Source organism: Blautia difficilis (assembly GCF_014297245.1).
Classification (GTDB): Bacteria; Bacillota; Clostridia; order Lachnospirales; family Lachnospiraceae; genus Blautia_A; species Blautia_A difficilis.
Genome location: NZ_JACOQG010000013.1, coordinates 35601 through 53196, shown reverse-complemented (window position 1 = coordinate 53196; position 17596 = coordinate 35601). Strand labels below are relative to the sequence as shown.

General features: G+C 42.6%; 17 protein-coding genes and 2 pseudogenes. 14 read left to right on the top strand and 5 right to left on the bottom strand.

What is annotated here, in order from left to right:
• Positions 1-121 precede the first annotated feature (121 nt).
• The 7 genes from H8Z82_RS09630 to H8Z82_RS09600 all read left to right on the top strand — a co-directional run bounded on the left by H8Z82_RS09630 (position 122) and on the right by H8Z82_RS09600 (position 6971).
• On the top strand, positions 122-556 hold the full coding sequence (locus H8Z82_RS09630) for an RrF2 family transcriptional regulator (protein WP_019162816.1): 435 nt from the start codon (positions 122-124) through the stop codon (positions 554-556).
• Between the two features lie 91 nt (positions 557-647).
• A complete protein-coding gene (gene cysK / locus H8Z82_RS09625; protein ID WP_019162815.1) occupies positions 648-1577 on the top strand; it encodes a cysteine synthase A in 930 nt (309 codons plus the stop codon).
• Between the two features lie 200 nt (positions 1578-1777).
• Positions 1778-2860, top strand: coding sequence for a tRNA 2-thiouridine(34) synthase MnmA (mnmA, locus tag H8Z82_RS09620; protein ID WP_019162814.1), 1083 nt, complete (start codon positions 1778-1780; stop codon positions 2858-2860).
• A 564-nt stretch (positions 2861-3424) separates the two neighbouring features.
• Entirely contained in the window at positions 3425-4735 is a 1311-nt protein-coding gene (locus tag H8Z82_RS09615; protein ID WP_186994989.1) for an O-acetylhomoserine aminocarboxypropyltransferase/cysteine synthase family protein, read from the top strand.
• A gap of 187 nt (positions 4736-4922) precedes the next feature.
• Positions 4923-5777, top strand: a complete 855-nt coding sequence (locus H8Z82_RS09610; protein ID WP_186994988.1) for a putative manganese transporter — start codon at positions 4923-4925, stop codon at positions 5775-5777.
• A gap of 131 nt (positions 5778-5908) precedes the next feature.
• Positions 5909-6664 carry an AzlC family ABC transporter permease gene (locus H8Z82_RS09605; RefSeq protein WP_186995005.1) on the top strand — a complete coding sequence of 252 codons (756 nt, stop codon included), beginning with the start codon at positions 5909-5911 and terminating at the stop codon, positions 6662-6664.
• A complete protein-coding gene (locus tag H8Z82_RS09600; RefSeq protein WP_202018789.1) occupies positions 6657-6971 on the top strand; it encodes an AzlD domain-containing protein in 315 nt (104 codons plus the stop codon). The genes H8Z82_RS09605 and H8Z82_RS09600 overlap by 8 nt, the downstream gene beginning before the upstream one ends.
• A 30-nt stretch (positions 6972-7001) precedes the next feature.
• On the opposite strand, the gene dapF is transcribed toward H8Z82_RS09600, so the two are convergent.
• Complete coding sequence (gene dapF / locus H8Z82_RS09595; RefSeq protein ID WP_186994987.1) at positions 7002-7853, bottom strand: diaminopimelate epimerase; 852 nt, start codon at positions 7851-7853, stop codon at positions 7002-7004.
• Positions 7854-8278: 425 nt separating this feature from the next.
• On the opposite strand from dapF, the gene H8Z82_RS17345 reads away from it, so the two are divergent.
• From H8Z82_RS17345 to H8Z82_RS09585, 3 genes are all read left to right on the top strand, one after another.
• Positions 8279-9067, top strand: coding sequence for a transporter substrate-binding domain-containing protein (locus H8Z82_RS17345; RefSeq protein ID WP_019162808.1), 789 nt, complete (start codon positions 8279-8281; stop codon positions 9065-9067).
• A 66-nt stretch (positions 9068-9133) separates the two neighbouring features.
• On the top strand, positions 9134-9841 hold the full coding sequence (locus tag H8Z82_RS17340) for an amino acid ABC transporter permease (protein ID WP_019162807.1): 708 nt from the start codon (positions 9134-9136) through the stop codon (positions 9839-9841).
• Positions 9831-10571, top strand: coding sequence for an amino acid ABC transporter ATP-binding protein (locus tag H8Z82_RS09585; protein WP_019162806.1), 741 nt, complete (start codon positions 9831-9833; stop codon positions 10569-10571). Before H8Z82_RS17340 ends, H8Z82_RS09585 begins: the two co-directional genes overlap by 11 nt.
• A gap of 64 nt (positions 10572-10635) precedes the next feature.
• Here H8Z82_RS09585 and H8Z82_RS09580 read toward each other — a convergent pair whose 3' ends face one another.
• Both H8Z82_RS09580 and asnA read right to left on the bottom strand, forming a co-directional pair.
• Entirely contained in the window at positions 10636-11070 is a 435-nt protein-coding gene (locus H8Z82_RS09580; RefSeq protein ID WP_019162805.1) for a CBS domain-containing protein, read from the bottom strand.
• 71 nt (positions 11071-11141) lie between these two features.
• Positions 11142-12149, bottom strand: coding sequence for an aspartate--ammonia ligase (gene asnA, locus H8Z82_RS09575; protein ID WP_019162804.1), 1008 nt, complete (start codon positions 12147-12149; stop codon positions 11142-11144).
• A 243-nt stretch (positions 12150-12392) separates the two neighbouring features.
• On the opposite strand from asnA, the gene H8Z82_RS09570 reads away from it, so the two are divergent.
• Together H8Z82_RS09570 and nrdD are read left to right on the top strand one after the other, a co-directional pair.
• On the top strand, positions 12393-13235 hold the full coding sequence (locus H8Z82_RS09570) for a hypothetical protein (RefSeq protein WP_186994986.1): 843 nt from the start codon (positions 12393-12395) through the stop codon (positions 13233-13235).
• A 121-nt stretch (positions 13236-13356) separates the two neighbouring features.
• Positions 13357-15492, top strand: coding sequence for an anaerobic ribonucleoside-triphosphate reductase (nrdD, locus tag H8Z82_RS09565; RefSeq protein WP_019162802.1), 2136 nt, complete (start codon positions 13357-13359; stop codon positions 15490-15492).
• A gap of 275 nt (positions 15493-15767) precedes the next feature.
• On the opposite strand, the pseudogene H8Z82_RS17915 reads toward nrdD, so the two are convergent.
• A pseudogene (locus H8Z82_RS17915) lies at positions 15768-15908 on the bottom strand (DUF6783 domain-containing protein).
• On the opposite strand from H8Z82_RS17915, the pseudogene H8Z82_RS17910 reads away from it, so the two are divergent.
• Positions 15846-15998: pseudogene (locus tag H8Z82_RS17910) on the top strand (DUF6783 domain-containing protein); the annotation flags it as partial. The pseudogenes H8Z82_RS17915 and H8Z82_RS17910 overlap by 63 nt on opposite strands.
• Here H8Z82_RS17910 and arcC read toward each other — a convergent pair.
• The gene (gene arcC / locus H8Z82_RS09560) at positions 15991-16923 is read right to left on the bottom strand and encodes a carbamate kinase (RefSeq protein ID WP_019162801.1); all 933 of its coding nucleotides are present in this window, start codon (positions 16921-16923) and stop codon (positions 15991-15993) included. The pseudogene H8Z82_RS17910 and the gene arcC sit on opposite strands and share 8 nt — an antisense overlap.
• A 437-nt stretch (positions 16924-17360) precedes the next feature.
• On the opposite strand from arcC, the gene H8Z82_RS17135 reads away from it, so the two are divergent.
• The gene (locus H8Z82_RS17135; RefSeq protein ID WP_207724650.1) at positions 17361-17585 is read left to right on the top strand and encodes a hypothetical protein; all 225 of its coding nucleotides are present in this window, start codon (positions 17361-17363) and stop codon (positions 17583-17585) included.
• The last annotated feature ends 11 nt before the right edge of the window (positions 17586-17596 follow it).

Sequence of the window (17596 nt, the reverse complement as noted above, 5' to 3'; positions counted from 1 at the left end):
AATATATCTTGACTAATCAACTAGGAAAACTTATAATTATAAAAGACATATGGAATAAATCTGTTTAATAGTGAAGCGGATGATGTTATCCGTTTGATAAGAGATAAAGGGAGGTTTTTGTATGCAGATTTCGACAAAGGGAAGATATGCACTGAGACTGATGCTGGATCTGGCTGTGCATAATACAGGAGAATTGGTAAAAATTAAAGATATTGCGGCCAGAGAAGCTATTTCAGAGAAGTATCTGGAGCAGATTATTTCGTCTTTAAAGAAGGCAGGATATGTAAAGAGTCTGAGAGGAGCACAGGGGGGATATATGCTGGCCAGGGATCCGAAGACTTATACGGTAGGGATGATCCTCAGACTGACGGAGGGCAGTATGAAGCCTGTAGCCTGTCTGGAGGATGAACCGAATCAGTGTGACAGGGCCGGAGAGTGCGTGACTCTGCGACTGTGGAAGATGCTGGATGAAGCCATTGAAGGAGTACTGGACAAGGTAACTCTTCAGGATCTGAAGGATTGGTATGAACAGATGGGAAATGATTATGTGATATAAAAAATTTCCTTGACAAACCGTGAAAACAGGAATATCATATCAATAACATATAATTCATATTTAGATACTATGAAAAAAGGAGGGCGAACTCATGGCAAAGATTTATAAGAATGCAGCGGAACTTGTTGGTAATACTCCTCTTCTGGAGGTTGGAAATATTGAGAAAAATCTTGGACTGGAAGCAAATGTTCTGGTAAAACTGGAATATTTTAATCCGGCAGGAAGCGCGAAGGACCGTATTGCACTGAGCATGATCGAAGATGCAGAGGAAAAGGGTGTATTGAAACCTGGTGCAGTGATCATTGAACCTACATCCGGAAATACTGGAATTGGTCTGGCTTCTCTGGCTGCGATCAAGGGATATAAGGTAATCCTGACTATGCCTGAGACAATGAGTGTTGAGCGTAGAAATATTCTGAAGGCTTACGGTGCAGAGATCGTTCTTACAGAGGGAAGTAAGGGGATGAATGGTGCAATTGCAAAAGCAAAAGAACTGGCAGAGGAATACGAGAACAGCTTTATTCCGGGACAGTTTGAGAACCCTGCAAATCCTGCGATCCACAGAAAAACTACAGGGCCGGAGATCTGGAGAGATACAGACGGCCAGGTAGATATCTTTGTAGCTGGTGTTGGTACAGGCGGAACGATCACAGGTGTTGGAGAATATTTGAAATCCCAGAATCCGGATGTGAAGGTAGTGGCAGTAGAGCCTGCAACTTCACCTGTACTTTCTCAGGGAAAGAGTGGCCCTCATAAGATTCAGGGCATTGGTGCAGGATTTGTGCCGAAGGCATTAAATACAGAAGTTTATGACGAGGTTATCCCTGTAGAGAATGAAGATGCGTTTACAACAGGAAAGCTTATTGCAAAGCAGGAAGGAATCCTGGTGGGTATTTCTTCTGGTGCAGCCCTGTATGCAGCAATCGAACTGGCTAAGAGACCGGAAAACAAAGGTAAAACTATCGTAGCACTTCTTCCGGACTCAGGAGACCGTTACTATTCTACAGCATTATTTGTATAAAACAGCAGTGTAATCTGAAAAAAGCCCTGAAAGGGGCTTTTTTTAGGTTGCCCAGATGTGATAGAATAGCTATGTTAGTTTTTGGGATACCCCCTGACAATCATTTTAGAGAATAACTTTTAATCAGACAGGCTGTGCCTGGTTGTTTGATTATGAACCAATAACAGGACAGATTTATTAAGATAGGATGGAATGAAACTATGAGAAAAGCAATTATTGCCATGAGCGGTGGAGTGGATAGCTCCGTAGCAGCTTTGTTGACCAAAGAATCCGGTGACCAGTGTATTGGAGCAACTATGAAACTGTTTCACAATGAAGATGTAGGAATTAAACGGGAGAAAACCTGCTGTTCTCTGGATGATGTGGAGGACGCCAGAAGTGTATGCTACAGAATGGGGATTAAATATTATGTTTTTAATTTCTCTGAGAGATTCAAAGAAGATGTTATGGATCGTTTTGTAGATGCCTATGAACATGGATGTACGCCCAATCCCTGTATTGATTGCAACCGTTATCTGAAATTTGACAAAATGTTCCAGAGAATGCGTGAGCTGGAGTATGACTATATTGTAACCGGCCATTATGCCCGTGTGGAGTATGATGAGAAAAGGGACCGCTATCTGTTAAAGAAAGCAGTGGATGATACCAAGGATCAGAGTTATGTGCTTTATATGCTTACACAGGAGCAGCTGGCACATATTTCGCTACCATTAGGCGGACTGCGAAAAACAGAAGTACGTGAGATCGCAGAAAAACATGGTTTTATCAATGCCAGAAAGCATGACAGCCAGGATATCTGCTTTGTGCCGGACGGAGATTATGCGAAGTTTATTGAACAGTACACGGGACGTAAGTCCAAGCCAGGAGATTTTGTAGATATGGAAGGGAATATCCTTGGCAGACACAAGGGAATTATTCACTATACACTTGGCCAGAGACGTGGTCTGGGAATTCCGGCGGCAGCTAGACTGTATGTGTGTGATATTTCACCGAAAACCAATCAGGTTGTGTTGGGAAGCAATGAGGATCTGTTCCATACAGAGCTGACTGCAGAAAAAGTAAATCTGATTTCCTGCGAATCTCTGAAAGAACCAATGAGGCTGAAGGCAAAAATCCGCTATCGCCATCCGGAACAGGATGCAGTGGCCTGGCAGACAGAGGATGGAGTTCTTCATGTGCGCTTTGACAAACCGCAGAGAGCCATTACAAGAGGACAGGCAGTTGTTCTCTACGATGGAGATATTGTTGTAGGCGGCGGTGTAATTGAGAGCTGTATTAAATAGAACTGTATGAAATAAATAGGATATTAATGGGAGGGGCAAAAATAGTTTGCCTCTCCCATTTTATGTCCAAGAAGTGTTGTTCTGTTTTACCTGGATTTGGTAATTCTTGTAAACATATAGTTATAAACTATAAGAAACAATAGAAAAAGACTACTCTTTTCCTATTGACATACTAGGATTAAAGTGATAATATACAGCTATGCTAAATCATATCAAACAGATATGAAATATGTAGAAAGAGAAGAGGCTTAGAGATGAGAGTATTAAAGAGCCAGAATCGAATTTATATAGAAGAAAAACGAATGTGCTGATGAAAGCTAACATCATGATATCAGGGTCAAAAGGTCAAAAAGTCGTTCGTGCTTGCACGATAAGACTTTTGAACTTGGGACCCGTCAAACATGAGAAAGTAGCGATTTACGTAGTAAATCAGCGGATTTCGAATGTTTGAGAATTGCGGGAGCTACTTTGTAGCGGAGCAATTCGTGGATATTAAGTTAGGGGCAAAATGCCTTTTGACCCTAACATCATTATTATAAATCAGAGAAAGATGAGGAAAAAAACATGAGCAAAAAAATCGAAAGAAAAGACAGAAAATTTAAATTTGAAACATTACAGCTTCACGTAGGACAGGAAAGCCCGGATCCGGTTACAGATGCCAGAGCAGTACCAATTTACCAGACCTCTTCCTATGTATTCAGAAACTGCAATCACGCAGCAGCCCGTTTCGGACTTGCAGATGCAGGTAATATTTACGGACGTCTGACAAATCCTACAGAAGATGTATTCGAGAAGAGAATCGCAGCACTTGAAGGCGGTTCTGCAGCACTTGCAGTAGCATCCGGTGCAGCAGCGATCACATACACCATCGAGAATCTTGCGCAGCAGGGAGATCACATCGTAGCAGCCAAGAATATCTACGGTGGAACAACAAACCTGCTTGAGCACACACTTCCGTCTTATGGAATCACAACAACATTTGTTGATGTATTTGATCTTGAAGAAGTAGAGAACGCAATTCAGGACAACACAAAAGCAGTGTATATTGAAACACTTGGAAACCCCAACTCTGATGTGGTTGATATTGAAGCGATTGCAAAAATTGCTCATGCACATAAGATTCCACTTGTTGTAGATAACACATTTGCAACACCTTACCTTGTAAGACCATTTGAATATGGTGCAGACATCGTTGTACATTCAGCAACTAAATTCATCGGCGGCCATGGAACAACCATCGGTGGAGTTATCGTTGAAAGTGGTAAGTTTGACTGGGAAGCATCCGGTAAATTTGCATCCCTGACAGAGCCTAATCCAAGCTACCACGGAGTAAGCTTCACAAAAGCCTGCGGACCGGCTGCATTTGTTACAAAGATCCGTGCAATCCTTCTTCGTGACACAGGTGCAACAATTTCTCCGGTGAGCTCATTTATCTTCCTTCAGGGACTTGAAACACTGTCTCTTCGTGTAGAACGTCATGTGGAGAATGCGCTGAAGGTTGTTCAGTACTTAAATAATCACCCACAGGTAGAGAAGGTTCACCATCCATCTGTATCTACAGATCCGGCTCAGCAGGAGCTTTACAAAAAATACTTCCCTAATGGCGGCGGTTCTATCTTTACTTTTGAGATTAAAGGGGATGCACAGACAGCAAAAGACTTTATTGACAACCTGGAGCTGTTTTCACTTCTTGCAAATGTGGCAGATGTAAAATCTCTGGTCATCCATCCTGCAACTACCACACACAGCCAGTGCACAGAGGAGGAACTTCTGGATCAGGGAATTAAACCGAACACCATTCGTCTTTCCATTGGTACAGAGAATGTAGATGATATTATCCAGGATCTGGATGAGGCATTTAAAGCTATAAAATAAAACCATAAAATAAATCAGAGAGCTGCTTTTGAAACTAAGATACAGTTTCAGAGGCAGCTCTTTTACTGAAGCTGAGGTTGACAAATACGAAGAAACTGATATAATCATAAAATGCAATTTAATTGCAAATATAAAAATATGGCCTGACCGGCCGGGTGATACAGAATTATCAGAAAGGAAAAACAGTATGATTGATATTATCATGGATTCCGTAATAGACAGTTTGAAATTGATCCCATTTCTTTTTCTGACCTATCTTTTTATGGAAGCTTTAGAACATAAGACGGGGAGCCTTGCAAGGAACCGCATCCGCACAGCCGGGAAATTTGGTCCTGTATGGGGCGGGCTTTTGGGCGTGATCCCTCAGTGTGGATTTTCGGCAGCAGCCTCCAGCCTTTATGCAGGCAAAGTGATTACAGTGGGTACCTTGCTGGCTGTTTATATGTCTACTTCTGACGAAATGCTGCCGATTATGATCTCTAATGCAGTTCCTGTATCTGTCATGCTGCGTATCCTGGCATGTAAGGCGGGAATAGCCATTTTTTCAGGCCTTATGATTGAATATGTATATGTGCATGTAATGAAAAAAAGAGAAAAGGATATGGATGTCCATGTACTTTGTGAGGAGGAACACTGTCATTGTGAGCATGGAATTGTAAAATCAGCAGTTGTCCATACTCTTAAGATTTTTATTTATATATTCTTGATTTCTCTGGTATTAAATATTATCATTGGTCTGGTAGGAGAAAATACTTTGGCAGAGCTGTTTACCGAGATTCCGGTTATGGGCGAAGTGATTGCGGCACTGGTGGGACTGATTCCCAACTGTGCATCTTCTGTGGTGATCACCCAGCTGTATTTGGACCAGATTATTGGTGCGGGAGCTATGATGGCCGGCCTGTTGGTAAATGCAGGAGTAGGTCTTTTGATTCTTTTCCGGTTAAATAAGAACAGAAAAGAGAATCTGAAAATTGTAGGAGCCCTGTATGTACTTGGGGTTTTCTGGGGAGTTGTGATAGAGCTTCTGGGAATTGTTTTTTGACCAGGTTACAGGCGGAGTATTTGGAAAATCTGCCGGCAGTATGAAATTCCATCCTATAGTAAATGCGATATGTAAGGAGTGTAAAATGAAAAATGCTTGATTCGAATGAAGCTTTGGAAGAGGTTGGAAATATGAAGGGAGAAAGCTTCAGAAAAGGTCTGAGAGACGGTATTCCCATAGCGCTGGGATATTTTGCCGTGTCTTTTACGTTTGGTATGATGGCAGTGGCAGATGGACTGAGTATCTGGCAGGCAGTACTGATTTCTTTGACTAACGTGACTTCCGCCGGACAGTTTGCAGGTCTGGAAATTATGGTGATGAATGGTTCTTACTGGGAAATGGCACTGACGCAGCTGGTGATTAATCTGCGGTATTGCCTGATGTCATTTTCACTGGCTCAGAAATTCAGAAGAGATGAGGCCAGGGGCCACAGATATGTTGCGGCTTTTGGTGTGACAGATGAGATTTTCGGTATCAGTGCCAGCCAGCCGGGAAAAGTAAGTGCCTTTTATAATTATGGAGCCATGTGTGTGGCTATCCCGGGCTGGGTGCTTGGAACTCTGGCAGGTGCTATTTCCGGAAATTTGCTGCCTGATTTTATGATGAGTGCCCTGAGTGTGGCAATTTACGGAATGTTTCTGGCTATTATTATTCCTCCGGCAAAGAAAAACCGGGCAGTGCTGGCTGTGGTGGCAGCAGCAATGGCGATCAGCCTGTGGTTTAAGGTCATTCCGCTGTTAAAAAATGTATCCTCCGGATTTGTGATCATTATTACCACTCTGATCGTGGCAGGTGCAGCTGCTTATTTCTGTCCTGTTCAGGAAGAAAAACAAAGCATGGAAGCCGGAGAGGAAGAGATTATGGAAAAGGAGATAAATCATGCATAATATTTACATCTATATATTGGTAATGGCTGGTGTGACTTATCTGATCCGTATGCTTCCCCTGGCTCTTTCCAGAAAAGAAATCACCAGTCCGTTTATTAAATCATTTTTGTATTATGTGCCATATGCATGTCTGGCAGCCATGACCTTTCCGGCTATCCTTTTTGCCACCGACAGTATGATATCGGCGGCAGTTGGATTTGTTGTGGCATTGATTGCCGCATATAAGGAGAAGAGTCTCCTGACCGTTGCGTTATTTGCATGTGCGGCAGTCTTTATTGTGGAGAGAATACTGGAATTTGCAATGTAACAGAGTGTGTCTGAATTATGATCTCAGCATTTATTCCAGAAAGCTGAGGTCAATTTCTCCGTCAAAAACAGTGGCAGCAGGGCCGGTCATGTAGACCAGGTTCTCCTGTCTGTCCCAGAAAATTTCCAGATCACCGCCCAGAAGTTTCACTGTGACAGGCTTTTCTCCGTCAACATGGCCGTTGAGAATAGAGGCAACTGCCACTGCGCAGGCACCTGTACCGCAGGCAAGAGTTTCGCCGGAGCCACGTTCCCAGACACGCATTTTTAAGGTATGATCGTCCAGCACTTCTACAAATTCTGTATTGACTCTGTCTGGAAATGCCATGTGATTTTCAAAATAGGGACCGATTTCTCCAATATCCAGATGATCCACATCTGTCATATATACAATGGCGTGGGGATTTCCCATGGAGACAGCAGTAATATAGTAGGTTTCCCCGTTTACCTTCAAAGGTACATTGATCATCTCCTCTGTGGAAGATACCACCGGGATCTGGCTGGCAGTCAGAACCGGAGACCCCATGTTTACTCTGACCAGAGCAACCTTACCGTTCCTGACAGTGAGATCCAGATACTTGATCCCGCTTTTGGTGGATACGGAAATATTTTCTTTTTTTACAATACCATAGTCATATACATATTTGGCAACACAACGGATACCGTTGCCGCACATGGCACCCTGGGATCCGTCCAGATTATACATATCCATTTCGCAGTCTGCTATATCTGAAGGCTTGATCAGGATCAGTCCGTCAGATCCGATACCAAAGTGACGGTCACTGACATATCTGGCAACAGCCGCCGGATCCTTCACGGTTTCCTCAAAACAGTTTACATATACATAATCATTTCCAATGCCCTGCATTTTTGTGAATTTCATCAGCAAATCCTCCTTGTATTTAAATAGTTTTCAATACCTGTAACTATAAAGTAAAAATGTTATGAAAAAGTGAAAAATATAAATTTCCGGGTCTATTATATCTCATATGAAAAAAATATTTGTTATGCAGAATTTACCCGAATTAAGTAAGTCCCCTGCGGGGGGTGCGAAAAGTAATAAGCAGTGGGTGGGGACTTGCTCCGGCTGTTGGTATTATATATAAATATTTATGGTGTATATAGGGCATGATAGCATAAATATGCTGAAATGAAAATATCACTTAAGTTTTATCTTGCATTTTATAGAAAGTATGTTAAAATTAAAAATAAAAATATACAGCCGAAATGCATAATTATACGCTGCTGTGTGAAAAATATAAAAAACAGCAGCAATAGGTATACTTTCGGATGCGAGGAGGAAAAAAGATGAAAGATCAGAAGAGATTTGCAGCCCTTGCACTGAGTGCGATTATGGTAGTTTCCATGGCTGGCAATGTATATGCAGCCAAAGAAATAAAATCAAAGGATGACCTTGCAGGAGCAACCATTGGTGTTCAGCTTGGTACAACAGGTGACCTTGATGCATCTGATTATGAGAAGGATGGTTCTACAGTTGAACGTTACAGCAAAGGCAGCGAAGCGGTTCAGGCATTAAAAGCAGGTCAGATCGACTGTGTGATCATTGATTCACAGCCGGCTCAGAAATTCGTGGAGAACAATGATGACATTAAGATCCTGGAGGAGCCTTTTGAAGAAGAAGAATATGCCATCTGCTTAAAGAAGGGCAATGATGAACTTCTTGAAAAGATCAACGGAGCTCTGGAAGAACTGAAAAAAGACGGAACCATTGACAGTATTATGAGCAACTACATCGGTGAAGATGCAGGTAAGACACCATATGAATCTCCGGAAGATGTTGACCGTTCCAACGGAACACTGGTAATGGCAACCAATGCTGAGTTTGAGCCATATGAATATCACGAAGGTGATGATATTGTTGGTATTGATGCAGACATTGCACAGGCCATCTGTGATAAACTTGGATATGAACTGAAGATTGAAGATATGGAATTCGATGCCATTCTTCCAGCAGTACAGTCCGGTAAGGCAGACTTCGGTGCAGCAGGTATGACTGTAACAGAAGACCGTAAATCCAGTGTTGATTTTACAGATACCTATGCAGATGCAAGCCAGGTTATCATTGTAAAAAAATAATAGAAACGATACAACAGAGCTGTTGACAATCTGCCAACAGCTCTCTTTTCGGGGACAGAGGTTGTTATGAATAATCCTATGATATTAGCAAGTATAAAAGAAGATTTTTATCTGAACTTTATTAAAGATGACCGTTATCTCTGGCTTTTGGATGGTTTGAAAACAACTCTTATCATCACAGTATGTGCGTTGATCATTGGTCTGATCATTGGTTTTTTAGTAGCCATTATCCGTTCAGCACATGATAAGTCAGGTTCTTTTAAGGTCCTTAATGCAATCTGCAGAGTGTATCTGACTGTAATCCGTGGAACACCGACCATGATCCAGCTGCTGATCATGAATTTTGTAATTTTCGGTGCTGTAAGTATTAACAAGATCATCGTAGGCGGACTTGCTTTCGGTATTAACTCCGGTGCATATGTAGCCGAGATCGTTCGTTCCGGTATTATGTCTATTGATCAGGGACAGACAGAAGCAGGACGAAGCCTGGGACTGAATTTTGCTCAGACCATGCGTCTGATCATCATCCCTCAGGCATTTAAGAATGTACTTCCTGCACTGGTAAATGAATTTATCGTACTGATTAAAGAGACATCCATCATTGGTTATATTGGTATGATGGATCTTACAAAGGGCGCAATGCTGATCCAGAGCCGTACCTATAATGCGTTCTGGCCACTGATGGCAGCAGCAGTGATCTATCTTGTGATCATTGGAATCCTTACATGGGGAATGAATAAACTGGAAAGGAGATTAAGAACCAGTGAGCGATAAGAATGTATTGATCCAGGTAAAGGATCTGAAAAAGAACTTTGGCGGAAATCAGGTTCTTGACGGGATTACAACTGATATCTGTCAGGGAGAAGTAGTGGCCATCATCGGTCCTTCCGGTTCCGGTAAATCTACTTTCCTCAGATCTTTAAATCTTCTTGAGGTTCCGACAGGAGGACAGATCCTCTTTGAGGGAACAGATATCACAGATCCGAAGGTTGATATTAACAGACATCGCCAGAAGATCGGAATGGTGTTCCAGCAGTTTAATCTTTTTCCGCATAAGACTGTAAAAGAGAATATTATGCTGGCACCTGTGGAACTGAAGCTGATGACAAAAGAGGAAGCTTCAAAGAGAGCAGATGAGCTTCTGGAGCGTGTAGGGCTGCCGGATAAGGCAGATGCATATCCGGACAGGCTTTCCGGTGGACAGAAACAGCGTATTGCTATTGCCCGTGCCCTGGCTATGAATCCTGATGTGATGCTTTTTGATGAGCCCACTTCTGCACTTGACCCTGAGATGGTAGGTGAGGTTCTGGAACTGATGAAGGAACTTGCACAGTCAGGTATGACTATGGCTGTAGTTACTCATGAGATGGGATTTGCAAGAGAAGTGGCAACCAGAGTTCTTTTTATTGATGATGGCAAGATACAGGAGGAGAATACTCCGGAGCAGTTTTTTGCAAATCCGAAGAATCCAAGACTGAAAGAGTTTTTATCCAAAGTTTTATAATTTTATAATAGAAATAAAAAAGATTGCGGGTTGATGGATCCGCAATCTTTTTTTGAGTCTGGAATTATTCTGTTTCCGGTTTATTGGATGACTCATACTTTTTTAGTTCTTTGTAGCAATATTTGATAATTTCTTTTCGGGTGATGATTCCGATAAAATAGCCCTGGTCATCTGTCACCGGAACATAATTCTGATTGATGGCTTTGTCTAACAGGTCCTCCATATTGGAATCTGCGTGTACCGCCTTGTAAGTGGCTCTCCGTGGGATTGCCATAATAGAAATTCCCTCAGCTGCTTTGATATCGGGAACATTTAGGGTCTTCATTCCCCAGAGAAGATCCCCTTCGGAAATGGTTCCTCTGTATTTGCCGTCCAGACTGAGGAGAGGAATGCAGGAAAACTTCCGGTGTTCCATTTTCTCCAGTGTCTGTCTCAGGGTTTCATTTTCAAATATGTATGCTACATCGCTTTTTGGTGTTAAAAAAAATAAAATATTCACTTTTGTATTTACCCCATTACATTAAAATTTTTCGAAAAATCTGTGAACACACCGATGATTTTTGGTCAAAATTACAGAAGCTGAACACCTTTTTCCATTGCCTCATTCATTATATCCTGGGACCACAGGGAAGCGTGTACTTCGCCGATATGTGCCTTGCGAAGGAAGAACATACAGATACGGGACTGTCCGATACCACCGCCGATGGTATATGGAAGCTCTTTGTTCAGGATCGCTTTCTGGAAAGGAAGCTCTCTTCTGTCATCACAGCCTGCAATGGTAAGCTGTTTGTCCAGAGAGTCTTCGTCTACTCGGATACCCATGGAGGAAAGCTCCAGAGCAATATCAAGAACCGGATAATATACAAGGATATCACCGTTTAATTCCCAGTCATCATAGTCCGGGGCACGTCCGTCATGGCGTTCACCGTTAGTCAGGGTTTTGCCTACCTGCATAAGGAATACAGCCCCCTTTTCTTTGACAATCTGATATTCACGTTCCTTGGGAGTCAGTTCAGGATACATATCCACCAATTCCTGAGTGCTGACAAAGGCAATTTCTCTTGGCAGGATTTCTTCGATGTAATCATACTGTACTGCCATATATTTCTCAGTTTTTCTGAGAACACTATAAATCGTGCGGACAGTGGAAACAAGGGTATCCATGTTGCGCTGGTCTTTGCCGATGATTTTTTCCCAGTCCCACTGGTCTACATATACAGAATGAATATTGTCCAGGTCTTCATCTCGACGGATCGCGATCATGTCGGTATAGAGACCCTCGCCCTGGGCAAAGCCGTATTTTTTCAAGGCATATCTTTTCCATTTGGCTAGGGAATGTACGATCTCGGCATTTTCCGGCTGTCCTTTAATATCAAAACTTACAGGGCGCTCTACGCCATTTAAGTTGTCGTTCAGACCAGATGAAGGATTGACGAAAACCGGAGCTGAAACACGAAGCAGATTCAGCTTCTGAGCCAGAGTCTGCTGAAAGAAATCCTTCACAGTCTTAATTGCAATCTGGGTATCATGGAGGTTTAAGGCTGAATGATAACCATCAGGAATTTTAATCTGTTCCATTATTGTAGTCCTCCTATAGTTTGGTTGTCATATTCTGATTGAATATCCATTTATTTTACACCACGCTATTATAACAGGAAAAAGTGCGATTGGCAATTTTCATCTTGCAAGATTAGCGTAAAATGTTACAATTATTTATGAAACTACAGAGATTAACCGAATCAAGTAAGTCCCCTGCGGGGGTTGCGAATATCCGCTTGATTTGGAACATTATACAATGATTTGTGAAGTGGGGGATAGAATATGGGAAAAAGATGCCAGGTATGTGATGGACCAATCGTAAACGGACGCTGTAAATACTGTGGAATGCCTTATAGAAACGATGCGGTTATGTATCATCTTAATGAGGATCGTTCTGAGCATTACCGCCATTCTTCGGCAAAAGTGAGAAGAGAAATGGATCAGAGCGAGATTCCTCTCCCTGACCGGAAGGGCGGCGCGGATTATACAAAGAAAAAGACTGCCGAGAACAAGGGAACAAAGAATAAAAGCACAGCCAGAAAGACTGTAAATAATAAAAATACTACAAGCAAGACAGTAAGCAATGCTGGGAGAACTGCTTCAAAAACATACACCTCCGGAAAACAGAGTGGAACTGAGAAAAAAGGAAAAAAGATGGTCATATTCTGGATGGTGATTGCCCTTCTTGCAGTTCTTATAGAATATGTTCCTGATGTGTTGGAAACATGGAAGCCTCATCAAATTGAAGAATTTATATATAAGACAAAACTCATTGACAAAGATGACAAAGAGAAAAAAGAAGTGCCTGACCAGAAGGTGATGTCTTCTTCTGAGCTGGATGAGTATGATTACTATATGCTGAATACAGAAGATAAATATTATGAGGTTGTGGAAAGCAACACAGAAGACTTCATGGGACCAGGAGAATATGTTGTGGAGGCTGTCTGGGAGGGAATAGAGCTGGAGTTCGTTCCGGCAGACGGTACTGGAGGAGTCTGGGATTTTGATCAGGAGGGACAGCAGCTGAAGCTGGAGTTACACAAGGGCGATCATCTCACAGTTACTTCTCTGGATGGACAGTATAATTATTTCAGGTTATATGAAATTCAGCAATATGACGAATAAAATTTTCCCCCTTTCTTTTTTACAGACGATGTGCTATACTTGTAAAGCACACCACATATAGACGTAAATATGGGGCGAATCAATATTTTATACTATATCTTGTATATTGGAGTGAAAAAGTATGATTTATGTAATAAAGAAAGACGGAACAAAGGAAGAATTTAATTCCAAAAAGATCGTAGCAGCTGTGAATAAATCAGCAGCCAGGATTTTATATACTTTTTCTGAGGAAGAGCAGGATTTTATCTGCAAGTTTGCTGAGGAGCATGCAGCTTCCCTGGGAAAAAATGAGATCCAGATCCAGGAGATGCACAACATTGTAGAGGGCGCCCTGGAGAGAGTAAATCCAGCTGTAGCTAAAAGTTACCGGGATTACAGAAATTATAAACTGGATTTCATCCACATGATGGATGACGTATATACCAAGAGTCAGGCAATTCGTTATATTGGTGATAAGAGCAATGCCAACACAGACAGTGCTCTGGTTGCTACCAAGCGAAGCCTGATCTTTAATGAACTGAACAAAGAGCTTTACCGTAAATTTTTTATGAACCGTAATGAGCTTCAGGCATGTAAGGATGGTTATATCTATATTCATGATCAGTCTGCCCGTCTGGATACTATGAATTGTTGTCTTTTTGATGTTGCAGCTGTGCTGAAGGACGGCTTTGAGATGGGAAATGTATGGTACAATGAACCCAAAACTCTGGATACAGCATTTGATGTTATGGGGGATATTATTCTGAGTACAGCCGCACAGCAGTATGGCGGATTTACAGTCCCGGAAGTGGATAAGATCCTGGCACCTTATGCAAAGAAAAGCTATGACAGATATATTGAGGAGTTTATGCAATATTCTGATCCAAGCTGGGTAGGAAGAGAAGAAAAGGCTATTGAGCGCGCACTGGATAAAGTCCGTAGAGATTATGACCAGGGATGGCAGGGAATTGAGTATAAGCTGAATACAGTAGGGTCCTCCAGAGGAGATTATCCCTTTGTCACTGTCACACTGGGACTGGGAACCGGACAGTTTGAGAAAATGTGCAGTATGTCACTTTTGGCAGTACACAAAGGCGGACAGGGGAAGGAAGGACACAAGAAGCCTGTACTTTTCCCTAAAATCGTATTTCTTTATGATGAAAAGATCCATGGAAAAGGAAAAAGCTGCGAGGATGTTTTTGAGGCGGGAGTAGACTGCTCTTCAAAAACAATGTATCCGGATTGGCTTTCCATGTCAGGAAAGGGATATATTGCAAGTATGTACAAACGGTACGGAAAGGTGATCAGCCCTATGGGTTGTCGTGCTTTCCTGAGCCCATGGTACGAAAGAGGCGGTATGTATCCTGCTGATGATAAGGATGTGCCAGTATTTGTGGGAAGATTTAATGTTGGAGCAGTAAGCCTTCATCTGCCTATGATCCTGGCTAAAGCCAGAGCAGAGAGCAGAGATTTCTATGAAGTGCTGGATTTCTATCTGGAAATGATCCGGAGCCTTCATATCCGTACCTACGAATATCTGGGACAGATGCGTGCCTCTACCAATCCTCTTGCTTACTGTGAGGGCGGTTTCTACGGCGGTCGTCTGAAACCAAATGAAAAGATCGGCAAAATCCTCAAACCCATGACTGCATCCTTTGGAATTACTGCTCTTAATGAACTGCAGGAACTTTATAATGGAAAATCCATTGCAGAGGATGGTCAGTTTGCATTGGAAGTTCTGAAATATATCAATGAAAAAGTAAATAAATTTAAGGAAGAGGATGGATATCTCTATGCAATCTATGGAACTCCCGCAGAGAGCCTCTGCGGACTTCAGGTAGAACAGTTCCGTAAAATGTATGGAATTATCGAAGGCGTTTCTGATCGTCCTTATGTCAGCAACAGCTTCCACTGTCATGTAACCGAAGAAGTCACCCCAATCGAAAAACAGGATCTGGAAGGCCGCTTCTGGGAACTGTGCAACGGAGGTAAGATCCAGTACGTCCGTTATCCCATTGATTACAATAAAGAAGCTGTCCGGACTCTCATCCGCCGTGCCATGGCTCTGGGTTATTACGAAGGAGTCAATCTCTCCCTGGCCTATTGCGATGACTGCGGACATGAAGAACTTGAAATGGATGTCTGCCCTGTATGCGGTTCCAAAAACCTGACCAAAATCGACCGCATGAACGGCTATCTCTCCTACAGCCGCGTCCACGGTGACACCCGCCTCAACGAAGCCAAAATGGCCGAAATCGCCGAACGAAAATCCATGTAATCCAAAAAATAAGGATGTAATTCAAAACGAATTACATCCTTCTTTTGTAAGACTGCCTATTTTCAGACACCTTCTTTTTATAATACATCTCAATTAACGTTGGTATTACCATCCCAACAGTCAAGCGGATATTCGCTTGATTCGGCTAATCTAATATCAGGGGCAGGCCCCGCCGCCTCCCCGTCCGTCTCACCAACAAAGTAAAGTTAACAAAAGCTCCCTCATATCTCAACCCGGAGCTCCTTCCATACCTAAAAACAACAACACCCCTCCCGTCAGACACTAGAGCGTGTTTGAAAAATCATTCCCGCAATCTGCACGCCCCACTTTGCGGTATATTTTGCCCGAATTCAGTTGCCGTAGCCCGCTACGGCGCCTTCATCCGGACAAAATATACCACAAATTGTGACGCACATCTTGCAGAAAGCCTTTTTCAAACACGCTCTAGCGCGAGGGGTGTGCAGAGGGGACGCCGCTATGCGTCCCCTTTGCAAAACATCATTTAATTATAGTCCCCGTCTTCTCATAAACCCCATCCTTCGCATGGGCAATATCCGTAATAATAGTCCGGCGTCCGTCTCCTTTTTCAACAAAGCTGACTCCCGCTTCAAATTTCGGCAACATAGATCCCGGTGCAAACTGGTTCTCATCCATATATTTTTTAGCATCTGCTACAGAGATTTCACCCAGGAATTCTTCATTATCCATGTCAAGATTCAGGCTTACCTTCTCTACACTGGTCAGGATCAGAAGAGTATCTGCATTTAACTCCTGAGCCAGAAGTCCGCTTGTCAGGTCTTTTTCGATAATAGCACTGGCACCGTTTAAGGCAACTCCCTGCTCCATAACAGGGATACCGCCGCCTCCGGCTGCAATGACGATCTCGCCCGCATCTACAAGTGTGCGGATCGTTTCAAGCTCTACAATTTTCTGCGGCTTTGGTGCAGCAAGGATTCTTTTGTAGGTACCGTCTGCAAGCTCTGTAACAAAATTACCCTTATGTTCCTCTGCTTCTGCTTCTTCCTTGGTCAGGACACGGCCGATGATCTTCTCTGGTTCTGCGAAAGCGTCATCATAAGGATCGATCACAACCTGAGTCAATACAGTGGCAACCGGTTTGTAAATACCTCTGGAAAGCAGCTCTGCACGGATGGCAGTCTGAAGGTCATAACCGATGTAGCCCTGGCTCATGGCAGAACATACGGACATAGGTGCAAATGTATAATCCGGATGTGCCTTACCAAATTCGTTCATAGCAGTATGAATCATTCCGACCTGTGGTCCGTTACTGTGTGAAATTACTACACGGTTTCCTGCTTCTACAAGGTCTGCAATAGCTTTGGCAGCTTTTTTTGTGGCAATTTTCTGCTCTGGCAGAGTTGTACCTAATGCTCTGTGGCCCAATGCAACTACTGTAATTTTTTCGCTCATGGGAAATACCTCGTTTCTTTATTTTTGTTGTACACAGGTGGCTGTGATTCAAGCCTCCCGAGATAATCATAATGATACACTACATTATAAAAGACTGTCCGGGGAAATGCAATAGATTCTTCTCCGAACAGCAATTAAAAACGAATAAAAACAATAATAAAATAAACAGCTCCCGCATTGCTGCAGGAACTGTCCATTTTTGAGGGGGGAGATAGAGAGTGGTTTTCATCTATCCAAAACCTATTATAGGGGGAAAATATGTGCAAAGTATGTCAATAATCTGAAAGAAACGGAAAAAATATAAAAGAATTATAAACAAAAATTAAAGTAAATATATATTTACTCCAATTGCTTGCTTTCCGAAAAGGGACATGCTAAAGTAAAGACAGAGTTACCGGGTCTGAGGTAACCCTCATCTGTTTCTGCATTCTGCAGAGATGATTTTCAGGCACTGTTTCGGTGCATTATTTCACAGAACATCATTAAATGGAAGACGGAGAGTGATGAGCCGTCTGGCAAAGAGGGGGAATGCTTATGTCTGTATGACTGTTACGTACTCCTGGATAAGAGGCAAAGCTGCAGACTGGACGGGAAAAGGCCGTCAGTGGAAATGCGGCATGAGAAACAACAGCAAAAGGTCGCAGATGGCGAAATTTTCATGAAATTATTAGGA

What these genes read in the sequence shown, in the direction of transcription:
- asnA (WP_019162804.1), bottom strand. Translation starts at nt 12,149, where the DNA reads ATGGAACAGATTAAAATTCCTGATGGTTATCATTCAGCCTTAAACCTC.
- H8Z82_RS09605 (WP_186995005.1), top strand. Translation starts at nt 5,909, where the DNA reads ATGAAGGGAGAAAGCTTCAGAAAAGGTCTGAGAGACGGTATTCCCATA.
- cysK (WP_019162815.1), top strand. Translation starts at nt 648, where the DNA reads ATGGCAAAGATTTATAAGAATGCAGCGGAACTTGTTGGTAATACTCCT.
- H8Z82_RS17135 (WP_207724650.1), top strand. Translation starts at nt 17,361, where the DNA reads ATGATTTTCAGGCACTGTTTCGGTGCATTATTTCACAGAACATCATTA.
- H8Z82_RS09570 (WP_186994986.1), top strand. Translation starts at nt 12,393, where the DNA reads ATGGGAAAAAGATGCCAGGTATGTGATGGACCAATCGTAAACGGACGC.
- H8Z82_RS09630 (WP_019162816.1), top strand. Translation starts at nt 122, where the DNA reads ATGCAGATTTCGACAAAGGGAAGATATGCACTGAGACTGATGCTGGAT.
- H8Z82_RS09610 (WP_186994988.1), top strand. Translation starts at nt 4,923, where the DNA reads ATGATTGATATTATCATGGATTCCGTAATAGACAGTTTGAAATTGATC.
- mnmA (WP_019162814.1), top strand. Translation starts at nt 1,778, where the DNA reads ATGAGAAAAGCAATTATTGCCATGAGCGGTGGAGTGGATAGCTCCGTA.
- dapF (WP_186994987.1), bottom strand. Translation starts at nt 7,853, where the DNA reads ATGAAATTCACAAAAATGCAGGGCATTGGAAATGATTATGTATATGTA.
- H8Z82_RS09600 (WP_202018789.1), top strand. Translation starts at nt 6,657, where the DNA reads ATGCATAATATTTACATCTATATATTGGTAATGGCTGGTGTGACTTAT.
- nrdD (WP_019162802.1), top strand. Translation starts at nt 13,357, where the DNA reads ATGATTTATGTAATAAAGAAAGACGGAACAAAGGAAGAATTTAATTCC.
- H8Z82_RS17340 (WP_019162807.1), top strand. Translation starts at nt 9,134, where the DNA reads ATGAATAATCCTATGATATTAGCAAGTATAAAAGAAGATTTTTATCTG.
- H8Z82_RS09615 (WP_186994989.1), top strand. Translation starts at nt 3,425, where the DNA reads ATGAGCAAAAAAATCGAAAGAAAAGACAGAAAATTTAAATTTGAAACA.
- arcC (WP_019162801.1), bottom strand. Translation starts at nt 16,923, where the DNA reads ATGAGCGAAAAAATTACAGTAGTTGCATTGGGCCACAGAGCATTAGGT.
- H8Z82_RS17345 (WP_019162808.1), top strand. Translation starts at nt 8,279, where the DNA reads ATGAAAGATCAGAAGAGATTTGCAGCCCTTGCACTGAGTGCGATTATG.